Source organism: Botrimarina sp., assembly GCF_040219535.1.
In the GTDB taxonomy this organism is placed as follows: Bacteria; Planctomycetota; Planctomycetia; order Pirellulales; family Lacipirellulaceae; genus Botrimarina.
In genome coordinates this window covers 399,895-426,629 of sequence record NZ_JAVJSH010000012.1, presented here as the reverse complement: position 1 = coordinate 426,629, position 26,735 = coordinate 399,895, and the positions used below count along the sequence as shown (strand labels likewise).

General features: G+C 70.6%; 28 protein-coding genes and 1 tRNA gene. 13 read left to right on the top strand and 16 right to left on the bottom strand.

Going from position 1 to position 26,735, the window contains the following annotated elements; all coding sequences use genetic code 11:
- Positions 1–8: 8 nt before the first annotated feature.
- From RIC11_RS05935 to RIC11_RS05890, 10 genes are all read right to left on the bottom strand, one after another.
- On the bottom strand, positions 9–2,165 hold the full coding sequence (locus RIC11_RS05935) for an ATP-dependent DNA helicase (RefSeq protein WP_350209300.1): 2,157 nt from the start codon (positions 2,163–2,165) through the stop codon (positions 9–11).
- An 81-nt stretch (positions 2,166–2,246) separates the two neighbouring features.
- Positions 2,247–3,095 carry a thiazole synthase gene (locus RIC11_RS05930; protein WP_350209298.1) on the bottom strand — a complete coding sequence of 283 codons (849 nt, stop codon included), beginning with the start codon at positions 3,093–3,095 and terminating at the stop codon, positions 2,247–2,249.
- A gap of 106 nt (positions 3,096–3,201) precedes the next feature.
- Entirely contained in the window at positions 3,202–3,402 is a 201-nt protein-coding gene (gene thiS / locus RIC11_RS05925; RefSeq protein ID WP_350209296.1) for a sulfur carrier protein ThiS, read from the bottom strand.
- A 112-nt stretch (positions 3,403–3,514) separates the two neighbouring features.
- Positions 3,515–4,081: a hypothetical protein gene (locus RIC11_RS05920; RefSeq protein ID WP_350209294.1), complete on the bottom strand. Its 567-nt coding sequence runs from the start codon at positions 4,079–4,081 to the stop codon at positions 3,515–3,517.
- A gap of 178 nt (positions 4,082–4,259) precedes the next feature.
- Positions 4,260–4,940: a zinc metallopeptidase gene (locus tag RIC11_RS05915; protein ID WP_350209292.1), complete on the bottom strand. Its 681-nt coding sequence runs from the start codon at positions 4,938–4,940 to the stop codon at positions 4,260–4,262.
- Between the two features lie 37 nt (positions 4,941–4,977).
- The gene (locus tag RIC11_RS05910; protein WP_350209291.1) at positions 4,978–5,505 is read right to left on the bottom strand and encodes a hypothetical protein; all 528 of its coding nucleotides are present in this window, start codon (positions 5,503–5,505) and stop codon (positions 4,978–4,980) included.
- Entirely contained in the window at positions 5,502–6,185 is a 684-nt protein-coding gene (locus RIC11_RS05905; protein ID WP_350209289.1) for a hypothetical protein, read from the bottom strand. The genes RIC11_RS05910 and RIC11_RS05905 overlap by 4 nt, the downstream gene beginning before the upstream one ends.
- A 166-nt stretch (positions 6,186–6,351) precedes the next feature.
- Complete coding sequence (locus tag RIC11_RS05900) at positions 6,352–7,425, bottom strand: carbohydrate kinase family protein (RefSeq protein WP_350209287.1); 1,074 nt, start codon at positions 7,423–7,425, stop codon at positions 6,352–6,354.
- A 9-nt stretch (positions 7,426–7,434) separates the two neighbouring features.
- The gene (locus tag RIC11_RS05895) at positions 7,435–8,922 is read right to left on the bottom strand and encodes an aldehyde dehydrogenase family protein (RefSeq protein WP_350209285.1); all 1,488 of its coding nucleotides are present in this window, start codon (positions 8,920–8,922) and stop codon (positions 7,435–7,437) included.
- Between the two features lie 79 nt (positions 8,923–9,001).
- Positions 9,002–10,027, bottom strand: coding sequence for a hypothetical protein (locus RIC11_RS05890; protein WP_350209284.1), 1,026 nt, complete (start codon positions 10,025–10,027; stop codon positions 9,002–9,004).
- A gap of 291 nt (positions 10,028–10,318) precedes the next feature.
- Here RIC11_RS05890 and RIC11_RS05885 point away from each other — a divergent pair, with 291 nt between their 5' ends.
- On the top strand, positions 10,319–12,511 hold the full coding sequence (locus tag RIC11_RS05885; RefSeq protein WP_350209282.1) for a hypothetical protein: 2,193 nt from the start codon (positions 10,319–10,321) through the stop codon (positions 12,509–12,511).
- Here the strand turns inward: RIC11_RS05885 and RIC11_RS05880 are convergent.
- Entirely contained in the window at positions 12,441–12,818 is a 378-nt protein-coding gene (locus RIC11_RS05880) for a DUF2237 family protein (RefSeq protein WP_350209280.1), read from the bottom strand. The genes RIC11_RS05885 and RIC11_RS05880 overlap by 71 nt on opposite strands.
- Positions 12,819–12,994: 176 nt before the next feature.
- Positions 12,995–13,798 carry an ATP-dependent Clp protease proteolytic subunit gene (locus RIC11_RS05875; protein ID WP_350209278.1) on the bottom strand — a complete coding sequence of 268 codons (804 nt, stop codon included), beginning with the start codon at positions 13,796–13,798 and terminating at the stop codon, positions 12,995–12,997.
- A gap of 41 nt (positions 13,799–13,839) precedes the next feature.
- Between RIC11_RS05875 and RIC11_RS05870 the strand changes: the two genes are divergently transcribed.
- Positions 13,840–15,201 carry a bifunctional folylpolyglutamate synthase/dihydrofolate synthase gene (locus tag RIC11_RS05870; RefSeq protein WP_350209276.1) on the top strand — a complete coding sequence of 454 codons (1,362 nt, stop codon included), beginning with the start codon at positions 13,840–13,842 and terminating at the stop codon, positions 15,199–15,201.
- 8 nt (positions 15,202–15,209) lie between these two features.
- Here the strand turns inward: RIC11_RS05870 and RIC11_RS05865 are convergent, their stop codons facing one another.
- The 4 genes from RIC11_RS05865 to RIC11_RS05850 form a co-directional block, all read right to left on the bottom strand.
- Complete coding sequence (locus RIC11_RS05865; RefSeq protein ID WP_350209274.1) at positions 15,210–15,488, bottom strand: hypothetical protein; 279 nt, start codon at positions 15,486–15,488, stop codon at positions 15,210–15,212.
- 351 nt (positions 15,489–15,839) lie between these two features.
- Positions 15,840–16,646, bottom strand: a complete 807-nt coding sequence (locus RIC11_RS05860) for a WecB/TagA/CpsF family glycosyltransferase (protein ID WP_350209272.1) — start codon at positions 16,644–16,646, stop codon at positions 15,840–15,842.
- On the bottom strand, positions 16,643–17,950 hold the full coding sequence (locus RIC11_RS05855) for a glycosyltransferase family protein (protein WP_350209270.1): 1,308 nt from the start codon (positions 17,948–17,950) through the stop codon (positions 16,643–16,645). The genes RIC11_RS05860 and RIC11_RS05855 overlap by 4 nt, the downstream gene beginning before the upstream one ends.
- 77 nt (positions 17,951–18,027) lie before the next feature.
- A complete protein-coding gene (locus RIC11_RS05850; protein ID WP_350209268.1) occupies positions 18,028–18,639 on the bottom strand; it encodes a PH domain-containing protein in 612 nt (203 codons plus the stop codon).
- Positions 18,640–18,836: 197 nt separating this feature from the next.
- Here RIC11_RS05850 and nrdR point away from each other — a divergent pair, with 197 nt between their 5' ends.
- The 11 genes from nrdR to RIC11_RS05795 all read left to right on the top strand — a co-directional run bounded on the left by nrdR (position 18,837) and on the right by RIC11_RS05795 (position 26,547).
- Positions 18,837–19,310, top strand: a complete 474-nt coding sequence (gene nrdR, locus RIC11_RS05845) for a transcriptional regulator NrdR (protein WP_350209266.1) — start codon at positions 18,837–18,839, stop codon at positions 19,308–19,310.
- Positions 19,311–19,380: 70 nt separating this feature from the next.
- Positions 19,381–19,453: transfer RNA gene (locus tag RIC11_RS05840), tRNA-Ala, on the top strand.
- 323 nt (positions 19,454–19,776) lie between these two features.
- Positions 19,777–20,070, top strand: a complete 294-nt coding sequence (locus RIC11_RS05835) for a hypothetical protein (protein WP_350209264.1) — start codon at positions 19,777–19,779, stop codon at positions 20,068–20,070.
- Between the two features lie 458 nt (positions 20,071–20,528).
- Positions 20,529–21,593: a hypothetical protein gene (locus RIC11_RS05830; protein WP_350209262.1), complete on the top strand. Its 1,065-nt coding sequence runs from the start codon at positions 20,529–20,531 to the stop codon at positions 21,591–21,593.
- A 195-nt stretch (positions 21,594–21,788) separates the two neighbouring features.
- Positions 21,789–22,115, top strand: a complete 327-nt coding sequence (locus tag RIC11_RS05825; RefSeq protein WP_350209260.1) for a helix-turn-helix domain-containing protein — start codon at positions 21,789–21,791, stop codon at positions 22,113–22,115.
- A gap of 3 nt (positions 22,116–22,118) precedes the next feature.
- Complete coding sequence (locus RIC11_RS05820) at positions 22,119–22,322, top strand: hypothetical protein (protein ID WP_350209258.1); 204 nt, start codon at positions 22,119–22,121, stop codon at positions 22,320–22,322.
- A gap of 87 nt (positions 22,323–22,409) precedes the next feature.
- A complete protein-coding gene (locus RIC11_RS05815) occupies positions 22,410–22,745 on the top strand; it encodes a hypothetical protein (RefSeq protein ID WP_350209256.1) in 336 nt (111 codons plus the stop codon).
- A gap of 64 nt (positions 22,746–22,809) precedes the next feature.
- Positions 22,810–24,693: an AAA family ATPase gene (locus tag RIC11_RS05810; RefSeq protein WP_350209254.1), complete on the top strand. Its 1,884-nt coding sequence runs from the start codon at positions 22,810–22,812 to the stop codon at positions 24,691–24,693.
- Between the two features lie 172 nt (positions 24,694–24,865).
- Positions 24,866–25,465, top strand: a complete 600-nt coding sequence (locus RIC11_RS05805; RefSeq protein ID WP_350209252.1) for a hypothetical protein — start codon at positions 24,866–24,868, stop codon at positions 25,463–25,465.
- Between the two features lie 249 nt (positions 25,466–25,714).
- Positions 25,715–26,272: a hypothetical protein gene (locus tag RIC11_RS05800; protein WP_350209250.1), complete on the top strand. Its 558-nt coding sequence runs from the start codon at positions 25,715–25,717 to the stop codon at positions 26,270–26,272.
- Entirely contained in the window at positions 26,269–26,547 is a 279-nt protein-coding gene (locus RIC11_RS05795; RefSeq protein ID WP_350209248.1) for a hypothetical protein, read from the top strand. Before RIC11_RS05800 ends, RIC11_RS05795 begins: the two co-directional genes overlap by 4 nt.
- Positions 26,548–26,735 lie beyond the last annotated feature (188 nt).

Genomic DNA, 26,735 nt, shown 5'->3' with positions numbered 1-26,735 from the left:
CCTCAACTCTACACCAAGGGGGGGCCCGTCGCCCGCGGCGACGCGGCAGTTCCTCGCCCGCACTCCGGCAGGCTCTCCAAGAACAGCCGCCCATACGACTTGGTCTCGACGCGTGGGTCGAGCACCACGACGGTGCCGCGGTCCTTCTTCGTGCGGATCAGGCGGCCGAAGCCTTGCTTGAACTTCAGAACGGCCTCCGGGAGTTGGTAGTCGCTGAAAGGGGCGCCGCCGGCCGCGCGGATCGCTTCGAGCCGGGCCTCCAGCAGCGGGCGGTCGGGCACGCTGAAGGGGAGCTTCGCGATGATGACCAATTGTAGCGCGTCGCCGGGCACGTCGACGCCTTGCCAGAAGCTGTCGGTCCCCAGCAGCACGCTGCGGGGGTTTTGCTTGAACTCGTCGACCATCTGGCTGCGCGGCTGGCCGTCGGCCTGGGAGAGCAGCCGCAGGTTCCACTCGGCGAGGAACGGGGTCAACGCCGACGCGGTGCGGCGCAGGTGGTCGTAGCTGGTGAACAGCACGAACGCCCGGCCGTCGGTCTCGCTCACGTGCCGCTCGATCCGCCGCACACACTCCCGCTCGTACGCGGCCCGGTCGGCGGTCGGGTCGGGCATGTCGGGGCAGGTCACCAGCCGCGCTTGCCTGGCGTAGTCGAACGGGCTGCCGAGCTGGGCCGTGTCGCACTGCGTGAGGCCGATGCGGGATTGGAAGAACTCGAAAGCCTTGGCTCCCCCAGCGCTCGGCCGCGAGCCCCCGACGTGAGTCCGAGGTGTTGCCGCTCGTTCCACCCCCGACTCACGTCGGGGGCTCGCGGCCGGGGAGCTCTCATTGCCTTTTCCCACAGCGAGCGTCGCGCTGGTCAGCACCACGGTCGATACCGTGTCGAACAGCTGCTCGCGCAGCGCGGGGCCCACGTCGAGCGGCGCCGCGCCGAGCGACACCCTGGGAACCCCATGCCGACTCGTGCGGGCGTCCATCCAGTAGACGGCCGACTCGTCCGCCTGCGTGCGCCAAGCCTCGAGCGCGCCGGCCAGGCCGATCAGTCGGTCGTGGGCGGCGAGGTAGTCTTGGCGTTCGACCTCGTTGTCGAAGCCGTCGCCGGCCCGTTTGACCTTGCTGGCGAGCGTGAGCAGCTCGGCGCCGAGCGTGGCATCGACCAGCTCCGGCTCGGTCACCCGGCCGTTCTTCGGGCCGCGGCGGGCGCCCCACTCCCACAGGCCGCCGAAGAAGTCGTCCGCCGCGTAGCGGCAGCGGTCGACCTGCCGCATCGCGTCGGTCAGGTTCGCCGCGACGAGCAAACCCTTCTGGGTCCGGTCGTTGTAGAGCCGGTTCAGCAGGTACTCGACTTGCCCGACCGACACGTTCAGCCCCAAGTGGTCGCCGGCCACGCCCTCGACCGTGTGGGCCTCGTCGAGCACGACGATATCGTAGTCCGGCAGCAGGCTCGCCCCCTGGCGCCGAAGGGCGATATCGCTGAACAGCAGCGCGTGGTTCACGACCAGCACCTGCGCGTGCTGCATCCGCCGGCGCGCCGCGTAGTAGTGGCACTTCGCGTGCGTCGGGCAGCGTCGGCCCAGGCAGTTGCCCGAATCGCTCTGGACCTCGTCCCACACGCCGGGGTCGGGCCGGCGGGCAAGGTCGGCGAGCGAGCCGTCGACCGTTTCGCCGGCCCAGCGCTTCAGCTCGCGCAGCTCGGCGACTTGGTCGTCCCGGTCGAACAACGAGCCGGCCCGGCTGAGGGCCGCGTCCAGGCGCCGCAGCGACACGTAGTTCCGCCGGCCCTTGGCGAGCACCGCGGTGAACTCGCGCGGGATCACCGCGTTGAGCAGCGGCAGGTCCTTGGCGATGAGTTGCTCTTGCAGCGCGATGGTGTGCGTAGAGATCACCACGCGACGCTGCTTCTTTGGCTTCGGCTTCTCTCCGGACGCCGACGCTTCCGGCTCCCCTTGGTTCTCGGTGGCGGCGAGGATCGCCGGGACCAAATAGGCGAAGCTCTTGCCGACGCCGGTGCCGGCCTCGGCGATCAGGTGGCGGCGGCCGGCGATCGCCCGCTCCACGGCCTCGGCCATAGCGAGCTGTTCGGGGCGGTCCTCGTAGCCCGGCAGCCGCCGAGCGATCGCGCCGCCGGGGCCGAGGATGTCGCGGGCGGTGATGGTCTGGCTATCCATAGAGACTTAACCGCCAAGACGCCAAGAGCGCGAAGTTCGCCAAGGAACACAACAGCTTCGCGGCCTTAGCGGCCCGACGGTTCATTCCGTTGGCTGCCAGGTGATCACGCCCTCGTCGGGGCTGCTCGCGGTGGCGTACAGCCGCTTCGGGATGCGGCCGGCCAGGTAGCTGTCGCGGCCGGCCGTGCAGGCGGCGCGCATCGCGTCGGCCATGCGCAAGGGGTCCTTGGCGTGGGCGATGGCCGTGTTGAGGAGCACCCCGTCGACGCCCAGCTCCATGGCGGCCGCCACGTCGCTCGCGGCGCCGACGCCCGCGTCGACGATCACCGGGTAGTCCGGGTCGTTCTCCTTGAGGTACTCCAGGCAGATCGTCAGGCTGTTGCGGTTCAGCACGCCCTGGCCCGATCCGATCGGGCTCCCCGCGGGCATCACGCTGACCGCGCCGGCCTCCTTCAGCCGCTTGGCGACGACCGGGTCGTCCGACGTGTAGACCAACACATCGAACCCGTCGGCCACGAGCTGCTCGGTCGCCTTGACGGTCTCGATCGGGTCGGGCAGCAGGGTCCGCTTGTCGGCCAGGCACTCGAGCTTCACCCAGTCGGCGCCCGGGTTCTCCAGGCCCAGCAGCACCTCGCGGCCCAGCCGGGCGACCCGCACGGCGTCGTCGGCGTTGAAGCAGCCGGCCGTGTTGGGGAGGATCGTGTACCGCTTCGTGTCGAGGTGATCGAGCAGGTTGTTCCCCTCGGCGTCGATCAGCCGCTCGCGCCGCACGGCGACGGTCACGCAGTCTGTGCCCGACCGGTCGAGCGCGTCGGCCATCAGGCCGTAGCTCGAGTACTTGCCGGTCCCCACGATCAGCCGGCTGGCGAGCGTGTGCGAGCCGATCTGGAGGGACTGCGGATTTCGGATTGTGGATTGCGGATTGGACATGTGGCCATCATCGCTCCGCGGGCCGTTCGGTAAAAGCGGCCCGGAATCCACCAGCGGATTGCCGAGAGCGGATCCGCAATCCGAATTCCCCAATCCGCAACCGAAGTCAGCCACCGCCGACCAGCGTGACGACCTCCAGCCGGTCGCCGGCCTGGAGCTTCGTCGCGGCGTGCTCGCTGCGGGGCACGACCTCCAGGTTCCGCTCGACCGCGACGCCTTGCGTGCGGATATCGAGCAGCTCGAGCAACGCCGCGACGGTCGTGCCCTCGGGCACGTCGCGCGTCTCGCCATTGACCTGGATCGGCACGCGGTCGCTCCTGCCTGCTGCTCCTGCCTGCTGCTCTTGCTTCTGCCCTCTGCCCACTGCCTACTGCCTACTGCCCTCTGCCCTCTGCCTACTGCCCTCGCTCTTCTGGCGTTCACTGGTCGCGGACAAACTCGGTCCTCAGCATCGCGCGAGCGATCGGGATGAACGTTCCGCGTTGCGGCTTGTTCGCCGAGTACATCGACGGGTTCCAGGGCAGGCCGTACACGACGGCTTGGCCGCTCGTTGCTTCAACCACGTACAGCACCGAACGGCCCATCCGCCCCGCTCCGCCCGTCTGCAAGTCGCGGGCGAGGCCGGTCACCATCAGGTACTTGGGGTTCTGCACGTTGCCGACGTTGAAGTCGGCCGCGATGTTGTAGGTGAAGTAGCCGTTGAACCCCGGCCCGCGGCGGTTGATCACCGCACCCTTCAGGTCGCCGGTGAGGAAGTCGAGGAAGAACAGGCCCTCGACATCGTCGGCGACGAGTCCCGTGGCGACGACAAAGTTGTCGTGGGCCGCGGTGGCCATCGCGTCGGCCACGATCGGGGGGAGCCCGACCGTCGGCAGCTCCGCGTCGCTGCTCCAGGGCCCGGCGCCCCGTTGTCCGAGCAACAGACCGGCCGCCAGGCCGCTGCTGAGGCAAGCCACGCCGAGCAGCCACAGGTTCGCGTTACGCATCCGCCCTCGTACTCCGGTCGGGGGTCCGCCCCGCCGGTGTGGTGCGGGGCTGTGCTAGCCGGACCCGATCGTACCGGGCGGCGCTCTGCCGGACCAGACGAGGGGCCGGTCCGCTGCGCGGACGGCTGTCGGATGTCGGCTGTCGGCCGTCGGCTGTCAGCGGGTGGAGGCCCCGGCGTCAGTCGTTCGAGCCGCCGAACCGCATCAGGTAGTACGCGAGCGTCAGCACCGCTTGCAGCGCTCCGGCCACGTACGTCCACGCGGCCGCGTTGAGCACCGCGTTGACGTGCTCCATCTCGGCCACGGGCACGATCTGGTGGTCGACAAGCTGCGCCTTCGCGCGGTTGCTCGCGTCGAATTCGACCGGCAGGTTGACGAGCTGGAAGAACACCACCGCGGAGAACGCCGCGATCCCGAGCAGGATCAGCGGCTGGAAGCTCATAATAAGACCGGCGATAAGCAGCAGCGTGCTGAAGCCCCCGCCGAACTGAGCGGCCGGCACCGCCAAGTTGCGGACCACCAGCGGTGCGTACTGCTTGGCGTCCTGCAGCGCGTGGCCCGCCTCGTGGGCGGCGATTCCTACCGCGGCCATCGTGTGGGCGCCGTAGACCCCTTCGCTGAGCCGCAGCACCTTGTGGCGCGGGTCGTAGTGGTCGGTCAGCTCACCGCGGATGGGCTCGATCTCGACGTTCTGCAGCCCGGCCGAGTCGAGCAGCAATCGGGCGGCGCCGGCGCCGCTCAATCGGGCCCGCACCTGCGACGCCGCCGTGTACGCCGAGCGGGTCCGCGCCTGGGCCCACATCGAGAGGATGAACGCCGGGGCGATCCAGAGGAAGTAGCTCCAGTCGATTCCGATCATAGCAATAGTCCTGGTAAGGCGAGCCCACGGCCGGGGCCTATTCGGGTTCAGTACGCCGGCCCTGGTCGGCCGGTTCGTTGTCGTCGGTCGGCGGCTCGTCGCTCGGGAGGGCTTGCGGCGGCGTCGTGGGCGGCTGTGTCGTGGACGGCTGTGTCGTGGGCGGCTGGGGGTCAGCCGGGTCAGCGGGACGCTCTTGGGAGGGGAGGACCTTCACGGCCTCGCCCGGCGGGGGCACGACACCCTGCGGCAGCCGCATGCGGCCGAACAGCTGGAACAACTGCTGCAGCAAGAGCCGCGGCGTGACGACCGGCTCGCCGTTTTGGAACAGCCCCGTGGCGTTGACCGTGTTGGACTCCACGTGGCCGTTGGTCTGGTCGCCGAAGGGCTGAAAGTCGAGCACCCGCCCGTTGAGCACCGCCTGGGGGCGGCCGTCTTGGTCGACGAGGAACAGTTGCTCGCAGAGGATCTGCTTCGCGCGGGTCTCCTTGAACAGCTTGTCGCGCAGCGCCGAACCCAGCGCGAGGAACAGCAGCGGGTACACGATCCATCGCTCGCGGTCGCTCACGGGGGCGCCTCGATCGGGCTGGAGGGGGCGTCGGCGGCCGGCGCGGCGGCCACGGGCGGGGGGGCGCCCTGGCCGGTCGGCCGGGGGCCTTCGTCGGCGGGCGTGAACAGCAAGCGGCCGAACCGCCGGTCGGCGCCCGCTTCGCGGAGCACGAAGCCTCGGCCCCGCTGCAAGAATTCGATCTCGAACCGCCGCCGCTCGGTCGGGTCGCCGGCCGACTCGGGCAGGGGGGTCTCGTCGCCGTTTGGGCCGTCCTCTTCGGAGCGGGGCGGGGCCTCGGCGGGCGCCGTCAGCTCGATGTCGAGCAACGCGCGTCGGCCCTCCTGGGGGATGAGGCTCCAGGTCCCGGCCAGCGGCGGCTGGTCGGCGAGGGCCAGGGTGGCGTCGCCCTCGGCGCCCAGACGCATCTGGACCCGCACGCCGGCGGCCGATTCCAGGTCGGTCGGCGGCTCGTCCGCCACCGCGGCGGCGACCTCCGCGTCGGCCGGGTCGATCGGCGTGTCGGGCGACGACCGGGGCCACTCGCGCACGACCCGCTCGGCAGCCGACTCGGGCCGCCCGGTCCACACGCCCACGACGCGCTGCGCCTTGGGAGTCGCCCCACCGCAGCCGGCGAGAGCGGCCAGGGCGAGGGCCGCCAAGCAGCCGAGCCGGCGGTGCGGCGAGCACGGTCGCTTCATCGGGCAAGGGGGCGGGGGAGTGGGGGCGGGGGGTCCGGAACGCGTCGGTAGGAAGTCTAGGCCTTGGCCGCCGCGCCGCGAAGCGTCCGCGGGCGAGCCCAGGCGAGCCCGGTCGGGCCCGCTAGGCATCGGACTGGCGCCAGCCGCGCTCAGCGGGCGAGGGAACTTAGGCCAGGCGGCTGGGGAGCTTTTCCCACCCGGCTCGGATCCGCTCGCTGACGGTCCGCAGGTCGGGCACGCCGCTGGTCGCGTCGACGCTCTCGACCGAACAGGCGCCGACGGCCGTGGCCGTACGCATGGCGTCGTCGGCCGATTGACCGCGCAACAGCGCTAGCAAAAAGCCGGCGATCGTCGCGTCGCCCGCGCCGGTCGTGCCGACGACCGGCACGCGGTAGCAGGGCTCGTAGAGCGACCGGCCGGCTTGCTGGGCGAAAGGCTCGCCGACTCGGGAGAACCGCGCGGCGTCGGCGCTGAGGCCGGCGAAGAGGCCGTCGTCGCCCAGCTTGATTAGCACGACCGCCGGGCCGAATCCGAGGACTTCGTTCGCCAGGCGCGAAAGCGCGGCGAGGCTCTGCGTCGCGGTGGCCGGGCGGCCGAGCATCTGCATGAGCTCGTCGTGGCTCGGCGTGAAGCAGTCGACGTGCGGCAGCACCCGGCGGAAGAAAGCCGGCCAGTCGCACCGCGAAGCGGGCCCGCCGGGGCTGATCCCGCACATGTCGAGCGACGTCACGAGCCCGGCCGACTGCGCGCGGCGGAAGAGGCCCGCGAGCGCGGCGCCGCCGTCCTCGTAGGTGCGACGCATCACGGGCGGGTAGCCGAAGTGCAGCACCGACGCGTCGCGGAACGCGTCGTCGGCGATCATCTCCGGCGAGAACTCGTCGTTCGCGCCGGGGCAGTGCAGGAAGCACCGGTCGGCGCCAGCCGGGCTGAGCACCACGCTGTACGAGGTGGCCGCGTGGGGCGTTTCGACGAGGCGCACGTCGGCGCCTTGCTGGAAGAGGCGATCGCGGACGAGCTCGCCGAACGGGTCGCGTCCGACGCCGCACACGAGCCGGGTCCGCGCTCCCAGCCGCTGCAGCGCGAGGCCGGTGTTGCTGACGGCGCCGCCGGTCGAGATCGTCGCGGGCCCGATCTCGATCAGCGCGCCGGGCTGGTAGGCCTCGTCGAGCGGCATGCGGGGGATGATGTCCAGGCAAGCGTGGCCCGCCACGACGGCCTCGGCGCCGGCTTTGTTATCCATGCCCAAGCTTCACCCGAGCGGCCTGGCGATGGTCTGGCCGCGAAGGTAGTCGAAGAAGGTCTCCGGGCTGTTCACCCCGCCGCCCACGCCGCTGAGGTTGACCCCGCCGTAGGGCAGGCCGTAGGCGAACACGTTGTGCGCGTTGATCCAGCTGTTGCCGGCGACCATCCGCTCGGCCACGCGGCCCGCGCGGGCGAGGTCCGAGGTCCACACGCTGTTGGCCAGCCCGTACTCGAGGCGGTTCACGGTGGCGACCGCTTCGGCCTCGTCGCTGAACTTGGTGAGGAACGCGGCCGGCCCGAAGATCTCTTCGCGCCAGCACACGTTGTCGACGCCGCCGGTGAGGAGCACCGGCGAGACGAAGAACCCTTCGTCGAAGTCGGTCGGCCGGCGCTCGAGCAGAGCCGACGCGCCGCCCGCGAGGCCGCGCTCGTAGTAGCCGAGCACCCGGTCTCGCTGGGTCTGGCTGACGAGCGGCCCCATCTGTGTCGACTCGTCGAGGCCCGGGCCGATCTTGGTCGCGGCCAGGCGCTGGCGGGCCAGGTCGACGAAGTCGTCGAAGACCTTCTCGTGCACGACCCAGCGGGTGGCCGTGCAGCAGACCTGGCCGGTGTTCAGGGTGATCGCGTCGGCCAGCGAGTGGGCGGCTTGGGGGAGGTCGACGTCGTCGAACACGACGGCCGCTCCCTTGCCCCCCAGCTCGAGCTTGGCCGGGATCGGCCGCGCGCCGCACGCGGCGCCGATCTTCTTGCCGACCTCGGTCGACCCGGTGAACGACATGCGGCGGATCAGCGGGTGCTCGGGCATCGGCGCGCCGACCGAGGGGCCGTCGCCGAGGACCACGTTGATCACGCCGGCCGGCAGGCCGATCCGCTGCGCGACGTGGCAGACGTACAGCGCCGACAGCGGCGTCACCTCCGAGGGCTTCACCACCACCGTGTTGCCCGCCGCCAGCGCGGGCGCGACGCCCCACATCAGCAGGTCGAACGGGAAGTTCCACGGCAGGATGAAGCCGCACGCGCCGTAGGGGGTGCGGTGGGTGCGGGCCTCGATGCGGCTCAGCGGCAGGGGCACGTCGTACAGCGTGTTGACGGCCAGGTCGGCGAAGTACCTCAAGCACTCGATGCCGAACGGGATGTCGAACCCCCGCGCGGCGGTGATCGCCTTGCCCACGTCGAGCGACTCGAGCTCGGCGAGCGCCGCCTGGTCGTCTTCCAGCGCGTCGGCCAGGCGGTGCAGCCAGACCGATCGCTCGTTGGGCGCCAGCGCGGACCAGTCGGCGAACGCCCGGTCGGCGGCCTCCGCGGCTGCGGCCACCTCGGCCGCGCCGCCCATCGCGATGCGGGCGATCGGCTGGGCGGTCGACGGGTCGAGCACGTCCAGCTCGGCGCCGGCCTCGCCGGTGTGGGGCGCGCCGTCGATGACGCTTCGCAGCACGCCCGAGCCGAGGAATTCGGCCGCGGCGGGCTGCAGTTCGCGTTGAGTCATTGTGGGCATAGAGAAGACCTCGTGCCGATGAGGAGTTGGCCGGCGGCCGGTCGCGCCGGGCGGGGCGCCGGCACGCCGGGAGCGACTGCTACTTGTACGATAGGACCGGATCGGTGAGCCGTCGATCTTCGTCGATCGGGCGTAGGGGCGTCACCCCCTTGGCGGCCAGCGCGTCGTGGTACGAAGCGAGCGCTTCTCCCGCGGCCATCCGGCCGTCGACGATCGCCCGCAGGTGCTCGATGAACAGGAGAGGGTCTTCGGCGTTGCGGATCTTGCGGCCGAACAGGGCCGCCCGCGCGCCGTGCCGCTGGGCGTCTTCGAGGAGCTTGAACGCGTCGAGCGTGGTGCCGCTCGAGCCGCCGAGGATGCCGACCACCTGCGACGGGTCAAACCGGGTGAGCTCCTCGCAAGCGGCCGGGCCCAGGTAAGGGATCTTGAGGAACTCCGGCCGCTGCCCGAGGGCGACGCCCGCCAGCGTGCGGCAGATCATGTCGTTCATGTAGGCGCCCAGGTCGCTATCGGCCAGCCCCGCGTCGACGTTCGGTGGGAACACCTCGAGGAAATGCCGGAAGCCGGTCTCGGCGCACTCGGCGCGGAAGTCGCGGTAGGCCTCGAGCGCTTCCAGGTCGCGCCGCAGGTCGTTGTTGAACGTGATCGAGTAGAGGCCCAAGTTGACGCGCGGCGGGCCCGGCGGTTCGCCGTCGGGCCCCGCTCGGCCGTGTTGGGCTTCGCGCAGGCAGCAGGTCCGGAACGGGCGCGAGGGCTGCTGGTGGTAGCGGGCGCCGCGGGCGAGCCAGATGTCGGTCGTGTCGTTGGCGCGGACGGCCGGCGTCACGTCGGACGACTCGAACAGCCGCTCCTGGTGCGCAAGCACGCTCATCGTGCTGACCGAAGCGAGCAGGATGTCGATCTTTCCTTGGGCGACGACCGTCCGCGCGTCGGCCAGGAACTCCGGCTTGGTCAGCGGCCGGCCCTCCCCCGAGTGCGAGGCCCGGGCGCCGAACGCCTCGACGCCCCACGCCATGTCGGAGTCCTTCGCGTCGGCCAACACGAACTCCCCGCAGGCCGGGTCGTTCCGGATGCGGTCGAGTTTGCTTCGGAGTCGCTCGTGCATGGCTTTACGCGATTCGGGAACAGCGGTGGGCCGCCACTATAGCCCGAACGGGCCCCCTGCGGCAGCGAGAGAAGGCCCGGGGCCCACCGGTGCGGTGCGGCGGGTTTGACGCGCGGAGTTCCCGCGGGTCCGCGCAGAAAGCCGTCTAGAAACAAGGCGGGCGCGTCCCGCGGCGGTGTGGCGAGCCGGACTAGGATCGAACTATCCGGCCGCGCGGGGCGGTTCACTGCGGCCGCAACGCGGCTCGCGGCACACTCCCGACTCCCTTTTCCCCAGCAGACCCTCTTCGCCATGCCGCCTCGACTCCCGGCGCTCGCACGCGGCGGGCTCTCCCTCGTCGTATCACTCTGCGCTGTCTCGGGCTTCGCGCAAGAGACCTTCACGTACGTCGGCCCGAGCGGCCAATCGACCTGGGAAACGCCCGCCAACTGGTCGGGCGGCAGCGGCGTGTTCAGCGGGTGGCCCGGCGAATCGCCGGAGGCCGGCACGCTCGACAGCGCCGACCTCACCGGCCCCCGGTCGGGCGCGCTCGAGCTGACGATCTCCGCGCCGCAGGTCGCGCTGGACACGCTCACCCTCGGTTCGACGGCGGGCTTCGTCGAGACCGTGGTCGCTGGCGCAGAGGGGAGCCTGCTGTCGGTCGACGAGATCCACCCGCGGGGCGGCGTGTTCGCCATCAACCGGGTGGCGATCGACTTGCTGTTGGAACGCGACCTGGACGTCCGCAACGCGCTCAACGCCCTGACGATCGACGGGCGGATCATCAACAGCGGCTCGACGTCGCGACGCGACGTGGTCAACGGCACCGACCGCACGCTGTCGCTCAACGGCGACATCCTCCTTTCGGACACGCCCGGCCTGCCCGGCACGGTGCGGTTCCGCAACGAGGGACCGGCCGACACGACCGTCAGCGGCTCGATCGGCGATGGCCAAGCCGCCGGCGGCGGCGTCGTGTACGCCCGCGGCCTCTTCGACCTGCGGGGCGAGAACACCTACACGGGGCGGACCGTGCTGGGGGACAACGACCCGAACGTCAACACGACGCTGGTCATCCACACCGACACGCCCTTCGGCAGCGGGCGCCTGGTGATCGGCGGGGGCAACGCGCTCAAGACCATCCGCCCCGCGTTCGGGAAGGGGACCCGCACGCTGGTCAACGACATCGAGATCGCGCGCGAGGTGCGGTTCGACGGCGAGCAGACGATCGTCCTCAACGGCGACGTGTGGCAGAGCAACGGGCGTCGGCTCACGAACGACCTGGCCGGCGACTCCCGGCTCGTGATCAACGGCGACGTCTTCGCGGCCGACTCCAACGACGTGCGCGAGTGGGTGTTCGACGGCCTCGGCCTGACGGTCGTCAACGGCGTCATCGACGACTCGCTCGCCAACCCGCTGCTGACCGGCGCGTCGGTCGCCAAACGGGGCGCCGGCACGACGGTCTTCACCAACCCCGCCGTCGCCGCCTACAGCGGCCCCACGCGCGTGCTCGAAGGCGTGCTCCAGCTCGGCGACGGCGGCGCGCCGGTCGACCTCAACGACGACACCGTGTCGGGCGACGGAGAGCTCCGCATCAACCACTCGGGGGTGCTGGCGTTCTCGGCCGCTTGGACCGACGGCTTGACCGTTCGGCACGCCGGGCCGGGCGTGACGCGGCTGTCGCGCGTTAGCGACGGCTCGGGCCCCGTGCTCGTGGAGGCCGGCGAGCTGGTCGCCAACGCGGGGGGCGGCGGCGGCTCGGCGACCGGCGCGGGCGACGTTGTCGTCAGCGGCGGACGGCTCTCCGGCGATGGCGCCATCGCCGGGCGGGTGCGGGTCGACGACGGCGGCCGGATCTCCCCGGGCGACGGCCTGGGCAGCCTTGCGATCGGCGCGTTCGACCTGAACAGCGGCGCGACGCTCGCCGTCGAGATCGCCGGGCCGGCGGCCGATCACGACTCGCTCGTCGTCGCGGCCGACGCGCAGCTCGCCGGCGACCTGGAAGTGTCGCTGCTGGGCTTCACCCCCGACCGGCGCACGCAGTTCGAGATCCTCAGCGCAGGGGCGATCGCCGGGAGCTTCGCCAACGCGGCGCCGGCCACGCGGCTATCGACCACCGACGGCGGCGGCACGTTCTTCGTCGACTATGGTCCGAGCGGCGGCGTGGTGCTGAGCGGCTACACCGCGACCACGCTGCCCGGCGACTACAACGGCGACGGCGCCGTCGACGCGGCGGACTACGTCGTCTGGCGAGACAACCTCGGCGCGCCGGCCGGCGCCTTGGGGAACGACCCCAACGCCGGGCCCATCGGCCAGGCCCAGTACGACACCTGGGCAGGCGCCTACGGCGACAGCCTCGCCCAGGCGAGCGCCGTGCCCGAGCCGTCGGGCGCGCCGCTGCTGGCGGCGGCAGCCGCGGGCGTGTCGGCCGGGGCCGTCAGTCGACGGCGAACTCTTGCAGCTCTTCGAGCGTCGCGAACTCGAGCGACGAGATGTGGCACGCCTTGAGCACCACCGGCGGCGCCACGCCGGCGTCGTAGGCCTCCTTCCAACGGGCCGCGCAAAGGCACCAGCGGTCGCCCGGGGCGAGGCCTGGGAAGTGGTACTCGGGGACCGGCGTCGAGAGGTCGTTGCCGCGCGAGCGCGTGAACTCGAGGAACTCGGCCGTCATCTCCGCGCACACGGTGTGCACGCCGGTGTCGCCCGGGCCGGTCCGGCAGTAGCCGTCGCGGTAGAAGCCGGTGATCGGGTCGGCGCAGCAAGCGGCCAGGGGCTGGCCGAGCACGTTCTTGGGGGCGGGCTTGGTGGTAGGCATGGTGTCGGTTTGCGTGTTGAACGGGGGCGAAGCCGACGGGCTCGGTTGCGACGCTGCGAGGAACACCGGAGCCGACGGCGTCAGCCCTCCAAGCGGATCCCCATCTCGCCTGCCGAGCCGACTCTAAACCGATCGCCGCCAGACCGGCAGGCGCCCCCCCGGGGGGGACGGTCTTCTCAAGCGGCCGACCGGCTCGGGCCCTCGGCGTCGGTCCCGCCGCCGGCCTCCTCGCCGGCCTCCCGGGCGCCACGCGACGCCCGTTCCGGCTTCGTGATCCGGTCGATCAAGCCCAGCTCGAGCGCTTGTCGCGCGTCGAGGTAGTACTGGTGGTCGCCCGGCGCGTCGAACCATGCCGGCGGCACACGGGTGTATCGCCGGTACAGCTCGCGGAAGCGGGTTAGCTCTTGGCGGTCGACGTCGTAGGGGTCGCCGTCGCGGTGGTAATCGTTCACGTGGATCGACAGGATCGTGTTCGGCGTGGCGGCCCGCTCGCCCGTGGCGGCCGCCAGCACCACGGTGCCGGCCGAGTAGCAACCGCCCAGCGCGGTGACGTTCACCGGCGCGTCGAGCGACTGCATCACGTCGACGATCGCGAAGGCCGAGTCGGTCCAGCCGCCGGAGGTCGAGATCCGCAGTTCGATCGGCGAGTCGGGGTCGAGCCGGTCGAGGTACAGCAGCCGCTGGATCACGTGCCGCGCGACGCGCTCGTTCATCCCCTCGCTGATGAGGATCGAGCGCTGTGCGAGCAGCGGCTCGTCGGGGTCGACCGGCGACAGGTCGTAGCCGGACTCGTTGAGCCGGTCGACGAGCTGATCGACCGCCGGCCCGGCCAGGTGCTCCACACCGCCGCCCGCGTCGACCGCAGCGCTCACCCGGTCGGTCAGCACGGCGAAGTGCATCGCCGCGACGCCGATCGGCACGGCGGCGGCGAGCAATCCGGCGATGGCCACGGCGGCCAGAACGAGGGCGAGCGGCTTCACGGCTAGCTTCGGGCGGAGGGCGGGGCGTAGATTCTTCCGGCGTGGAGCCAACACCCTACGACGACGCCCGCCGCGACGCCATCGCCTGGCTGATGGGGCGCGTGAACTACGAGCGAACCCAGCCGATCCCCTACGCCGAGCAGTCGCTCAAGCTCGACCGCGTCCGGGAATTGCTCCGCCGGCTGGGCGACCCGCAGGACCGCTTGCGGCTGGTGCACATCGCCGGCACCAAGGGGAAGGGGTCGACCGCCGCGATGATCGCCGCCGCGTGCCAAGAGGCGGGCATGGCGACGGGCGTCTACAGCTCGCCTCACCTGGAGCGCCTGGAGGAGCGCTTCGCGATCGACGGCGCGCCCTGCTCGGCCGACGAGCTGGTCGCGTTGGTCGACGCGGTGAGGCCGATCGCCGAAGCGATGGACACACGCGACGCGGGCCCGACTTACTTCGACCTCACCACCGCGATGGCGCTGGAGCACTTCGCGCGGCGTGGGGTCGACGCGGCCGTCGTCGAGGTGGGCCTGGGCGGGCGGCTCGACTCTACCAACGCCATCCGGCCCGACGTGGCGGCCGTCACGAGCATCAGCCTCGACCACACGCGCCAGCTCGGCGCGACGCGAGCGGCCATCGCGGCCGAGAAGGCGGGCATCTTCAAGCCCGGCGTGCCGGCCGTCAGCGGCGTGGCGGACGACGAGGCCGGGGCCGTCATCCGCCGCGTGGCGGCCGAGGTGGGATGCCCCTTGTACGAGCGGGGCCGCGACTTCGAGATCGCCCCCGCCGGCGGCGCATGGCGATTCCAGAGCCACCGGCTCGGAACGATCGACCAGGTGCGCCCCGCGCTGCCGGGCGCCGCGCAGGCGGCGAACGCGGCCGTGGCGCTCGCCGTGCTCGCGGTGCTCGCCCAGCGCGGCTGGCCGCTGCCCGCCGACGCTCGCCGACGCGGCGTCGGCCGCGGCAAGCTGCCGGCGCGGATGGAGCGCTTCGCCGGCGAGCCGCTGGTGGTCGTCGACGGCGCCCACAACGACGCGTCGGCGCAGGCCCTCGCCGAGGTGATCGACCAGCTCTGCGGAGAGGCGCCGCGCGAGCGGCGGGTGTTGGTCGTTGCGATCAGCAGCGACAAAGACTCGGGTGCGATCCTCGAGCCGCTCGCGCGACGCTTCGCGCAGGTCGTTTGCACGCGGTTCCTAGAGAACCCGCGAGCCGCCCCCCCGGAACAACTGGCCGAAGCGTCGCGCGGCGTCGCGCCGGGCACGCCGGTCGCCCTCGCCGCCACGCCCGAGGAGGCTTACCGCCTGGCCTGCGCGACGGCGGGCGAGCGGGGGGCGGTGGTGTTTGCTGGGTCGTTGCTGTTCGCCGCCGAGGCGCGGCGGCTGGTCGTGGCCGAGCGCGGCGAGCCGCCGGCTTGAGGGGCGGCTCAGCGGGGGCGGCGCGACCCGCCGCCGGCGCCGAGCAGCTCGTCGTCGAGCTCCGCCCAACGCTCCAGGTCGCTGCTGCTGGGACGGGTCTGCCGGCGGGCGGCTTGCTCGTCTCGGACTTCGTCCTGCAGTTGCTCGACGAGCGAGCGGATGTGCGGGTCGGCCCAAGGCAGCAGGTCGCTCGGGCGAAACCTGGGCTGCTGGGTGTAGTGGACCTGACCGTCGGAGTCCGTTTCGGCGACGACGACAAGGCAGCGAATCTTCCGTGCGGTGACCATGGGTATCCCTTCTCTTAGTAGTCGGCTTGACGAGTTTCGGTGACAAGCTGCGGGCCATGAGACAAGCGTCGCTCGCGCCGGGGCTGGGGGTGGCTGCGAGCGTCCCGCTTTGTCGTCGTGCTGGCCTCGCGATTGGGTTGCGTTGGCGCCGCGTGTCCCTCACGCGGCCGCTTCGGAAGCTCCTAGTTGCAGGAAGCGTGCCAAACCGATCGGGCCCGGCCCGCACAGGGGCGAAGGGCCAGAAACGCCGGGGTTTCGCCCCCTGGGCCGCACGCGGAGCGCGGCAACAGCGATGGGAAGAAGTTACAACGGCGGAGCAACCTTGCTCGCCGAGGGGCTCGCTAGCGGCGCTCAGCGGCGCGGCCTGGTCGCCCGACCCGCGCGCCACGCCCGCCACAAGAACCGCGGGTTTCCCAACACGTACCGCCGCCACAAGCGGGCCGGGTCTGCTAGCAGCCGCGCGGCCCACTCGTGCCCGGCGCGTCGCAGCCACGCGGGGCCGCGGGCTTGTTCGCCGGCGGAGTAATCGAACGCCGCGCCGAGCGTCCACACGACCGGGGCGGCGATCCGATCGCGGTGGGCGAGCACCCACCGCTCTTGGTGCGGCGTGCCCATGCCAACGAGCACCACGTCGGGGGCAAACTCCGCCAGCCGGGCGAGGCACGCGGCGTTGCGTTGCGGATTGGACAGGTAACCGTCGTGCGAGGCGATCGGCCCGAGGCCGCCGGCCGCCGGGGCGATCGCTCCGAGCGCGCGATCGACGACCCCTTCCCTCCCGGCGACGACAAACACCCGGAGCCCCTCGTCGCGGCAGCGCACGAGCAGCTCCGGCAGCCAGTCGGCGGCCGTCATCCGCGGCGGCGCCGGCGCCCCTTGCAGCCGCGCTCCCCAGGCCACGCCGCGGCCGTCGCAGTAGACGAGGTCGCACAGCTGGTTCAGGTAGCGGGCCACGCCGGCGTCGCCGTGGGCGATGTTGGCCACGTGCACGTTGAGGTAGCCCACGGTGCGTCGGCGGGCCGCGCCGGTGCGGGCGGCCTCGGCCGCGTCGACCACGTAGTTGAAGAGCGTGTCGCGGTCGATCGGGTCGAGCGCAACGCCGGCCACCGACAGCCGCGCGGGGAGCCGATGGGCGAGCGGGTCGTTGTCGAGCGGCTTCATCCGATGGCCCTCAACTCGGCGGCCCATTCGAGCAACGCGGCGGCTTGCTTGAGCCGGTCGTACTCGTCCGGCAACGCCGCGAACGCGTGCCGCGAACGGTCCCCCGAAGCGAGGAACCGCCGCAGCGCCGCCTCGATGCCGGGGCGGTCGTCGTGGCGGGCGACCAGCGGGTCCTCGACGTGCTCGCGCACCAGCCGCACGGTGGCCGAATCGTCCGGCCCCAGCACCAACAGCGGCCGACGCACCGCGGCCGCGTCGAAGACCTTGATCTTGATGTCCTGCGATTCGGGGCCGGTGTGCACGAGCAACAGATCGGCAGCGCGCGTGGCGGCGAGCGATTGCTCGTACGGCTTCCAGCCACTCGTGACGACCTCGACCAGGTCGCGTCGCGGCGGCGCCGGGACCGGCTGGACGACCCGCCCGGCGAGCTCGAACCGGAACCGCCGCCCGGTTTCAGCGGCCACGGTCCCCAGCGCGGCCACTAGCGCGTCGACCGGGTGGCCCTGCCACAGCGTGCCGCTGAAGAGGAGTTCGACCGGCGCGTCGGGGCCGCGCCGCGGCGGGGCGGACGAGAGGATCTCCTCGACGCCGGTCCGGTCGAATCCGTTGGGCGCCAGGCGCCATTTGCTGCGGCCGCCGCGCTCCCACATCGGCGGGTCGGTCCGCTGGGCGTGGCGCTCGCGCACCTTGTTGATCGTCGCTTGGCTGACCGCCGTCAGGCCGTCGGCCGTCCGCAGCACGCCGGCCTCCAAGCGGCGGTTGTACGCGCGATAAAGCTCGTTGGGGTGCGGGAAGAAGACCGGGTGGAACCAGTCGTCGCGGAAGTCGGCGATCCAAACCACGCGGTCGCCGAAACGCCGCTTCAGCCCTTTCCCGGCGAGGTGCACGCTGTTGTAGGGGCTCGAAGAGAGCAGCAGCACCTTGTCGGAGTCGGCCTCGATGGCGCGCCGCGCGGCCTTGTGGAGCCGGCCGTTCGCGAGGCGCCGCTGGTCGGGCAGCAGCAGCCACGGCCGCAACCGACCGGCCAGGCCCCGACGCTCACCCCGGGCCGCTTGCTGGGCGACCGGCTTCGCGCCGTCGCCGCGCGCCAGCCGCGCGGGGTCGAAGATCGCCGGCGACACGACCCGCGCGGGGCCGTCGTACCGCTCTTCGGGTTGGTAGTACGGGTCGCGGGGGTGGGCCTCGGGCGTGACGACCGTCACCCGGCAGCCGGCGGCCGTGAAGCCGCGCACCCACCCCAGCATCCGCCGTGCGCCGGGACCGCCGATCGGCGGGAAGTAGTGGGTGAGGACAATCGCGTGCATCGGGGACCCATCGCGAGCGGGAGGTCCCCCCAGGATCGCCGCGCGGGCTTGCCGGGGCAAACGCCCGCCGCGCGGTTTCAGATCGACTCGACGTGCAGCCCGCGGCTGCGTCGCTCCTTGCGGCGGGCGTCGTCGATGAGGTTGGCGACCTCGCGCACGTTGTCGATCCCGGGCAGGTGCAGCTCGGGCGTGGTGCGGTCGCTGCTGTTCACGACGATCGTGCCCACGCTGAACAGCCGCTCGACCGGCCCCTGGCGGTAGGTGACGTCGTCCACGTCGATCAACTCGACGCGGTCGACTGTCCGCCAAAGCAGGCCCGACTCGTGGATCAGGCGCTGCGTGGTGAGGTTGTAGTGCACGCTGTAGCGCCGGTACGCGTACCAGCCCCCGAGCACGAGCCAGAGCCCTACCACGCACGCCAGCAAGATCATCCAGCCCGCGCCGGTCAGGCTCGCTAGCAACCCGACGACCACCGCCGCGACGGTCGCTGCCGCTCCGCCGATCCACACGCCGAGCATCGCCAGGTGCGAGTAGCTGCCGGACCACAGGTCCGACTCGGGGTCGACGTCGGCCGATTGGCGTGCGGACGCCGCCCGCTGGAAGCGCTCCCGCGGGTCGAGCGGCCGCTCGTCACGACCGGCGTGGTTATCCGGCGACGATAGGGCCTCGGCGTCTGGGTCGTCTGTCATGGGGGCTGGCGTTGCTAGCGATAGAAGGAGAGCCCGTCGCGCGAGAGTATAACCGATCCGACCGAGCCGCCGTGGGGGTCGCGCCCGCGGCGGTGCTTCGTTGCGGGGAGGAGGAGATTGCTCGGCGGCCCGACGATTTTGGAAAAGCCGCGGGCTGCCCGCGTGACCTGGCCGCTTCGGATCGGTATCTTCTCGCCATGAGGTGCCCCTTTTGCCGCAGGGACAACGACCGGGTGATCGATTCCCGGGCCAGCCAAGACGGCGCGGCGATCCGCCGCCGCCGGGAGTGCCTCGGATGCGGCCGCCGGTACACGACCTACGAGCGCCCCGAAGAGGCGACCATCAAGGTCGTCAAACGCGACGGCTCCCGCGCCCCGTTCGAACGGGAGAAGATCCAGCGGGGTCTCGAGCGGGCGTGCTGGAAGCGTTCGATCAGCACTCGTCAGATCGAAGCGACGGTGACCGCCATCGAGAACGATGTTTTCCAGTCGTTCGAGACCGAGATCACGTCGGCCGAACTGGGGAAGCTTGTGCTGGAGCACCTGCGCGAGCTGGACCAGGTGGCATTCGTCCGCTTCGCGAGCGTGTACCGCAAGTTCAACGACGCGCGCGACTTCTTCGAAGAGCTCCGCCCGATGCTCGAGAACCACCCCCGCAAGGCGCCGCGGTGAGCCGCCGCGCGTTGGGGGGCGGCTGTGGACAGGCCGAATCTCCCGGCGTAAATTACCGGGCTACGAACACGGGGCGGTAGCTCAGCTGGGAGAGCGCTGCGTTCGCAATGCAGAGGTCGGGAGTTCGAATCTCCTCCGCTCCACTGGTTTTCTGGCCGGCTCGGCTTGGCTGACGCCAACACCTCGCTCGGCGATCGGCGCCGCTCTCTGGCCGGCTCGGCTTGGCTGACGCCAACACCTCGCTCGGCGATCGCAGACGTCATCGCTCGACGCGGGACGGAGTCGCGGGAATCGGTCTGGCGATTCTCGGCGAGGGTGACGCCCTCCACCTCGGCCTACCGGTTGCGGTCAGCCCCGTGGCCGCACCGGAGCGAAGCGGCGAGGCGGTCGATTTTGGAGGCCGTGCGGGAGGCCTGCGTCGGGTAGGCTGAAGCAATCAACCACTCGCGAAAGGTCCGGCAGCAGCATGGGGAAATGGCGGCTTATCACGCTGGCGGCTTGCTTGGCGTTAGCTGGCGGCTGCGGGCCATCGGAGAAGGAACGGATCCTGATCGACATCGCGTTGCAGAGAGAGATCGTGGCGGAGCGTCGGCGGGAGCACCTGGAGGCTCTCGCCGATCAGGTCGACGAAGAAACGAACACGAGCCCCGACGGGCCGGCGGCGGTCGGCTTGCGTCGGATGACCAGAGAGGCCGCGGCGGTGTTGAAGGACGCCGAATGGAAGCTGTCGGTGCTGCGCGAGGCGCTGGTCGCTGGGTAGCTGGCCGCAGAGTCGGAACTCGCGGCCAGGGTCGCTCCCGGTCGTGACGGTCTACCAGCGGTCGGCCGCCGTCCCGGCAGTCGGCGACCTGACGCCGGAGCCCAACGCCGCACGGCTGGGGTTCGGTGCGACGGCCGAGCGGGGCTGGCGTGCTCGATGCCTCCCCGCTCGCAATGCTCATCCGCAAAGCCGGCCTAGAGCCGTGGCCGCGACCCTGGCACAAACTTCGGGCGAGCCACCACCCGGACGAAAAAACCCCGGGAAACTCGCCGTTTCCCGGGGTCCAGACGTGCGTTTAGCTCCCCCGGCTGGGGGCGAACTACCCCCGAAAACGCCGGGGAAAACGGCGATTCTTGCCGAGGGTGGCACAGGGGGTGGCACAATCGACCCCGGCCTCGCCGTTGTGGTCGACGCTTGGCCGCACCTGAGCGACGCCGACCGGCGGGCGATTCTTCGCGTTGTTCGGGAAGCGGCGGCGGTCGGGTAAGCTACCGGCACGAACCACGCGGCAGGCTAGGGCGACGGCCCGAACCGGCGGACCTCCCATCCGCCTTGCCTACCGCGACACAAAATGGGAGCCGCGAGGGAGGCGGCGAGCGATGGGCGATGCATGGCGTCGGACGCTTGAGCGTTCGCAGGCGGACTTCGAGAGCCTGAGGGAGCCGCGGTTCGCGGCGTTGCTGTCGGCGGAAGGCAGCGGACCGGTTGTCGTCGGCATAACGCAACAGGCGTTGGCCGACGCTGGCTACGGCTCCCGGTTGGATTCGTGGTTCGGCGTCGAATGGCTCGACGTATCCCCGTCGGCTGTCACCATCGAAGCCTTCGCGGATACCGACGCCGACGCTTGGCGCGGCTGGAATCGGTTTCTTGCCGCCGCCGAGCGAGCCGCACGTGCGACGCTCGAAGCCCCCGAGGGGTTGCTCGGCGAACTGCCTCCGCCCGATGGGGCCCCCGGCTGGCTTTGTCTGCTGGCGTCGGTCGGCTGGCTGGACGGCACCGCGAGCTGCCGCAGCCTCAGCACCGGCGAGGAAGTTCTGCCGGACGGCGGCTCGCCGTGGTTCTCGATTGTGCCAGACCTCGCCGCGGCGTCGGTCGAGCTAGTCGACGTGCTGCTGGCTGCTGAGGCGGCCCCAGCGGCAGAGCAAACGCCGGCGAGCACCGCGAGCGGTCTAGAGCGACTGTCGGCCGAAGAGCTGAAGAAACGGATTGCGGATGTTCGCGTGTTCGTCGCGTGGAAGGAATACCTCGCGTCCGACGACGCCACAGACAAGCCGGCGTTTGATGCCGACTGGCTAGACGCTACCGACCGCCGGCGAGACCGATGCGGCTGGATACCCCAACCGAACCGCGAACCGATGATGCCCGGCAGCGAGTGGCACCAGGGGATACGGCGGACAATCGACCGCGTAGACAAGCAGTTTCGGGGCGAAGGAATCCCGCCGGAGCAACGGCTCGACCACGCCCGCGACTACCTGCACCAACTAGGCGAAGAGCTGTCTGCCCGGACCCTCGCCGAAGTCTGACCCGACGATCGGAGTCGGACGAAAAAAATCGAAGCCGCCAGAATCCGCACGCCGCTGAGGGAATCCCTCGGCGGCGTTTTCTTTTTGGTCCGACCGCCTACCCGTTTGGTTTGAGGCACGCGGCGGCACCGGGGAAAACACACTCGCCGCGAGTGAGTTCGCCGCGGCGATACACACTCCCCGAGGGCCTGACCCGTGGTGATTCAACCGAAGAAACCGCCGGCGGCTGACGACGACGTTCTCACGCTCGCTGAAACCGCCGAGCTGCTGAAAGTCTCCGAGCGGACCGCCGCCAAGCTTGTGAAGTCTGGCGACCTCCCCGCCAGGCGTGTTCGCGGTCAGTGGCGGCTGCTGCGGCCGCTCGTGCTGGCCTACATCGCTGGCGACACCCTCCCCGCCGCGACCTACCGCGGCGAGCCCGGCTCGGCAATCGACACCTTCGCCGCGGCGAGCGGAGCGGACGCCGAGTGCCGCGAGTACGAAGCGAACCGGCGAACGCCCGATTCGGCGGCGGAGGCTTGAGCTATGCCCGACCCCCTCCTGATGACTGTCGAGCGGATGCTCAACGAGAACCCGGCTCTGCGGAAGCTGGCAAAGCCCAAGCCGAAGCCCCGCGAGAGCGTTGAGAACTACCTGCGGCGAGTCGGTTCGATTTACACGCCCAAGCCCGCACGCGGCGTGAGGCAGCCCAAGTCGCTGCCGGGGCAAAAGGGACTCTTCAGCGAGTAGATGGCAACGCCGAACACCCCGGCGGCGTGTGTATCCCGGGGTGAATCACAAACTCACGAGCGAGAAGCAATGGAATCGACATTTACGATGACCGCCGGCGGCGTCCCCGTCGGCAGCTACGACGCCGAGTTCGTTGGCGTGGAACCCTTCGAGGAACACAACGAGCAATACGGTCCCGCCGTCATGCTCAAGTGGCGAATCACCGCCGGCGAACATGAGGGAGCCGAGGCGAGCCGCATTTGCTCGAAGAAGTTCTCGCCGAAGTCGACGCTCGCGAAGCTCGCCGTCGCCCTGAAAGGCGGGGCGATTGCACCCGGCGAGTCGTTCTCTTTCGACGCTGTCGTCGGCACGAGGGGTTCGCTGCTGGTCGAGCAGACCGACAGCGGCTCTACCCGCGTGGCGACCTTCATTCGCCGGGCCTAACGCAAGCGGCCCCGGTCGGAGCGTCACCTCCGGCCGGGGCCTTAACTCTCACGAGCGAGCAAGAATGAGCATAACACAAACCGGCCGCCGAGCCGGTATCGAGCTGGCGGAGCTAGGCTACCGCGTCACGATTGCGCACGGCCTGACCGGCGGCGGCTGCACGTGCAGCAAGGGAGCGGCCTGCACAAGCCCCGGCAAGCACCCGCGGCATTCGGCATGGCAGCAGGAAGCGACACACGACCCGGCGACCGTGGAAGGCTGGTTCAACCGCTGGCCCAACTCTGGCGTCGGTATCGTGCTGGGGGAGAGCGTCGACGGTTCGCGTGGCGTCTGCGACGTAGAGTTCGACGGAGCCGAAGGGGAAGCGACCGCACGCGAGAAGATAAACGGCACGGCGACGCCGACCTGGTGTTCGGGACGCGGCGAGCACCGGCTCTTCGAGCTGCCGCCGAACCCGCCGGCTAAGGCGAAGCACGAAGCGGCCGGCCTAGAGTTCCGCCTCGGCTGTGGCGGACAGGGAGCCCAGAGCATCGTCCCGCCGACGCCGCACCACAGCGGCCTAGTGCGACGCTGGGGCGACGGCTTGTCGCCGTGGCAAGTCGAGCCGGCGAAGTTCCCGCCGGCGTTACAGAGGCTGCTAGGCGGCGAGAAGTCGACCCCCGGCGACGTGCTGACGATGGGCCACGGGATGCCGTTCGCCGAGCATCCCGGAGCCGAGGAAGGCTCCCGGCGGTCGGCTCTCTGTGCTTTGGTCGGCTACCACCTGCGGACGTTCGGACCCGACCACGGCTTGCCGGCGTTGGCTCTCGAATGGGCCAAGCGTTGCCGACCCGAGTTCCCCGAATCGGAAGTCGTCGAAGTCGTCGCGGACCTCATGCAGCGGCACCACGCCGACCCGAAGGCGGCGGCGAAGGCTGGGGCGAGGCTTATCGCTCGAAGCTTCGGGTCGATGACCGCGAAGCCTATCGAGTGGCTGTGGCAGGACCGGCTGCCGCTGGGGAAGTTCGGTCTGCTGGCCGGCGACCCTGGCAACGGAAAAACGATGATGACGTGCGACCTCATGGCGAGGGCCACGACCGGCGAAGCGTTCCCCGACGGCTCGCGATTGATGCAAGGCGAGGCGGCGATTCTGTCCGCCGAGGATGACCCCGAGGACACGCTGCTGCCGCGGCTGCTGGCCGCCGGAGCGGACGCGGACCGGGTTCACTGTATCGAGCCGCTGTATCGCGACGGCACCGGCAAAGAGCAAGTGCTCGCTCTCGAAGAGCAGGCTCCGCTGATTGCTCGATTCTTCAGCGAGCACCCCGAGCTGCGGCTCTTCGTTGTTGACCCGCTAGACGCATTCTGCGGCGAAGTCGACGGACACAAAGGCGGCGAAGTGCGGCGGATGCTCGCACCGCTCACGAAGCTAATCGCCGAGCACCGCGTCTGCCTTCTCGGCATTAAGCACCTGAGCAAGCGAGATGGCTCTTCGCTGAATCGAATCGGCGGCTCGATTGCGTTCGTCGCTGCGGCTCGTGTCGCTTGGCGGCTGGGGCCTGACCCGGACGAACCCCGCCGCCGGCTCGTGCTGCCGGTGAAGTGCAACATCGCGAACCCCAACGGCATGGCGTTTTCGCTCGAAGGGGAGCCGCCGTCGCTCGTGTGGGAATCGGAACCCGTGTTCGTGTCGGCTGACGAGCTAGACGAAGCCGACGACACCCCCCGCGACGAAGCCGAGCGATGGCTCCGCGGCAAGCTGAGCGACGGGCCGGCGAAGGCTGCCGGGATTCTCAAGGCGGCGAAGGCGGACGGAATCAGCGAGCGGACCCTGCGGCGTGCCAAGAAGTCGCTCTTCATCGCTAGCGACCGCGTCGGCGGCGAGTGGCTGTGGAGCCTGCCGGACCCGGTCGACACCCCCGCGAGCGACGACACCGAAGCCGACCCCGGCTTGTACGTGGTCGGGTAAGGCTGCCGCTCGAAGGCTGCCACCCCCTAGGAGCGTGTGTGGCAGCCTTACAGGCAACCTTACGGAAACCCCTTGAAAACAAGCGGGAAAACAAGCCTCCCCCGCAACCCTGCCACCAAGGCTGCCACACGCACCCCTAAGGGGGTGGCAACCTTCCCCCGGAGCCTTAGCGATGGACATCGCGACCCTGACCGCCGAGCTAGCCATACGCGGCCTGACGCCGACCGTCACCGACGGCAAGCTCGCTGTCGCCGGACCGACCGACCGCCTGACGGCTCCGCTGAAGGCGGGTCTCGCTGAGCACCGCGACACGCTGCGGCTGATGCTGACGCCGAGAGCGACCCGTTCCGTTCATATGACCGGGACGGGAGCCGCCGGAAAAGGTCCGGTCAAAAGAACGGACCTTACCGCCGACCTGCCACCCGAGGACGCCGACGGACAGACCGACGCGGCGTTCGCTGACACCCCGGCTGCCGACGACGGACTGCGGACGTGCGGCGATTACTTCATGCGGCTGGCTGAGGAAGTACGCGACCGCAACCCGCGACACCTCCGGAACCTGGCTATCGACCCGCGGGGCGACCCCTGCCGCCGCTGTGGCTTCACCCCGGCGAGCCTGACGCTCATTCACCACGGCGAGAGCGTCCGCCGCGACTGTGCCACCTGCGGGGCGTTCGCCGGGTTCACCGCCTGGCACAACGCCGACGCGGCGGCCGGGGCGATGGCTGAGGCTAACGAGCGAGCACGCGAGCACCGCGAGGGGGTGGCATGACCGTTGACCCGGTTCACTGTCCCCAATGCCGCCAGCGGATGCGACAGACACACTCGGCCCCTTACGGTCGGCTCCGCCGCAAGTATCGCACCTGCCCCGGCTGCGGATGCCGCGACGTGGTTCTCGTGAGACCGGCTGAAGTTCTATCTCGGCGAGTATTGCGTACACACAACACGAGCGACCCGACCACCAACGGCGACCCCGTAAACTAGCGGCACACGAGTCGAACCCCATCACCACCCCGCGAACATGAAAGACCTAATCGACCGCCTGCGCGGCCGCAGCGAGAAAGCGTTCGCATCGTTCACCGAACTGGCCGAGCGCGTCGCCGCTGGCGAGACCGTGAGCGAGAAAGCAATCGAGGCCGCGTGCCTCGCCGCTGGCGTGTCGCTTTCGGCGTTCGCCGATCAGGCAGACGTGATGATGACCCGCAAGCAGGCGTGGGACGGCTACCACGCCCGCGACTGGACCCGCGAGAAGCACGACCTGGCCGCGACGCTCCGCGAGACCCGGGCCTCGGCCGAGGCGGTCCGGGAAGAGATCGCCGCTTTACGCGGCGAGCTGAAGAGCCTCGGCGACGCCGAGCGGAGCTGGTCCGGCAAGCTCAACGAGTTGAACCAAGAAGAGCAGCAGGCCCGCCGGCGGATGATCGACACGCTGCGGCAGACCGGCAGCCCCGGCGACTGGCGAGCCGTTGGCGAACCAGAACCCCGTCCCCAGCGGCCGCAACCGGGCGAGCGGTTCAACATCGGCAGCGGCCAATCGACCAACGGTAACCCCGTCAACATCGAATCGAAGCAAACATGACCACCCCCACCAAGCGGCCCGCCTGGGCCAACCAATTGAGCACCGAAGCGGCCGCCGCCGTTGGCGCCGCTCTTCAAGAGTACAAGCGAGACCACGAGACGCTCCGCAAGCGTGGCGTGTCGCTGGTCGACTATTGCCGCTCGGCTGTGCTGGACCTCGGCGACCCGGGGCTCGGCCAAGAGCTGCCCGAAGCGTTAGCCGCTGAGTTGGCTGCGGCTGAGGCTGGTCTGCCCCCCGTGTTCGATTCTTCGAGCCCGTTGCAGCCGGTCGACTGACGAGAGCTGTCGTCGCATGGGGCCGCCCCAAACTGGTTGGGCGGGGCGGCTCCGGCGGCGGCACACCCCCCCGGTCGGGTCCTTTCCGCCCCCCCGGCCCACTTCCGCGGTTAAGGCGATCGAACGTGGTTTACGTGCCAGATTTTCCACGGCGAAGCCTTCAGAATCTCTCTCTCGCCACCACGCGG

Coding starts and splice junctions, on each gene's coding strand:
- nrdR (WP_350209266.1), top strand. CDS start 18,837: ATGAGGTGCCCCTTTTGCCGCAGGGACAACGACCGGGTGATCGATTCC.
- RIC11_RS05920 (WP_350209294.1), bottom strand. CDS start 4,081: ATGCGTAACGCGAACCTGTGGCTGCTCGGCGTGGCTTGCCTCAGCAGC.
- RIC11_RS05800 (WP_350209250.1), top strand. CDS start 25,715: ATGAAAGACCTAATCGACCGCCTGCGCGGCCGCAGCGAGAAAGCGTTC.
- RIC11_RS05835 (WP_350209264.1), top strand. CDS start 19,777: ATGGGGAAATGGCGGCTTATCACGCTGGCGGCTTGCTTGGCGTTAGCT.
- RIC11_RS05935 (WP_350209300.1), bottom strand. CDS start 2,165: ATGGATAGCCAGACCATCACCGCCCGCGACATCCTCGGCCCCGGCGGC.
- RIC11_RS05795 (WP_350209248.1), top strand. CDS start 26,269: ATGACCACCCCCACCAAGCGGCCCGCCTGGGCCAACCAATTGAGCACC.
- RIC11_RS05855 (WP_350209270.1), bottom strand. CDS start 17,950: ATGCACGCGATTGTCCTCACCCACTACTTCCCGCCGATCGGCGGTCCC.
- RIC11_RS05885 (WP_350209282.1), top strand. CDS start 10,319: ATGCCGCCTCGACTCCCGGCGCTCGCACGCGGCGGGCTCTCCCTCGTC.
- RIC11_RS05820 (WP_350209258.1), top strand. CDS start 22,119: ATGCCCGACCCCCTCCTGATGACTGTCGAGCGGATGCTCAACGAGAAC.
- RIC11_RS05850 (WP_350209268.1), bottom strand. CDS start 18,639: ATGACAGACGACCCAGACGCCGAGGCCCTATCGTCGCCGGATAACCAC.
- RIC11_RS05815 (WP_350209256.1), top strand. CDS start 22,410: ATGACCGCCGGCGGCGTCCCCGTCGGCAGCTACGACGCCGAGTTCGTT.
- RIC11_RS05865 (WP_350209274.1), bottom strand. CDS start 15,488: ATGGTCACCGCACGGAAGATTCGCTGCCTTGTCGTCGTCGCCGAAACG.
- RIC11_RS05895 (WP_350209285.1), bottom strand. CDS start 8,922: ATGCCCACAATGACTCAACGCGAACTGCAGCCCGCCGCGGCCGAATTC.
- RIC11_RS05900 (WP_350209287.1), bottom strand. CDS start 7,425: ATGGATAACAAAGCCGGCGCCGAGGCCGTCGTGGCGGGCCACGCTTGC.
- RIC11_RS05810 (WP_350209254.1), top strand. CDS start 22,810: ATGAGCATAACACAAACCGGCCGCCGAGCCGGTATCGAGCTGGCGGAG.
- RIC11_RS05915 (WP_350209292.1), bottom strand. CDS start 4,940: ATGATCGGAATCGACTGGAGCTACTTCCTCTGGATCGCCCCGGCGTTC.
- RIC11_RS05880 (WP_350209280.1), bottom strand. CDS start 12,818: ATGCCTACCACCAAGCCCGCCCCCAAGAACGTGCTCGGCCAGCCCCTG.
- RIC11_RS05890 (WP_350209284.1), bottom strand. CDS start 10,027: ATGCACGAGCGACTCCGAAGCAAACTCGACCGCATCCGGAACGACCCG.
- RIC11_RS05805 (WP_350209252.1), top strand. CDS start 24,866: ATGGACATCGCGACCCTGACCGCCGAGCTAGCCATACGCGGCCTGACG.
- RIC11_RS05905 (WP_350209289.1), bottom strand. CDS start 6,185: ATGAAGCGACCGTGCTCGCCGCACCGCCGGCTCGGCTGCTTGGCGGCC.
- RIC11_RS05860 (WP_350209272.1), bottom strand. CDS start 16,646: ATGAAGCCGCTCGACAACGACCCGCTCGCCCATCGGCTCCCCGCGCGG.
- RIC11_RS05930 (WP_350209298.1), bottom strand. CDS start 3,095: ATGTCCAATCCGCAATCCACAATCCGAAATCCGCAGTCCCTCCAGATC.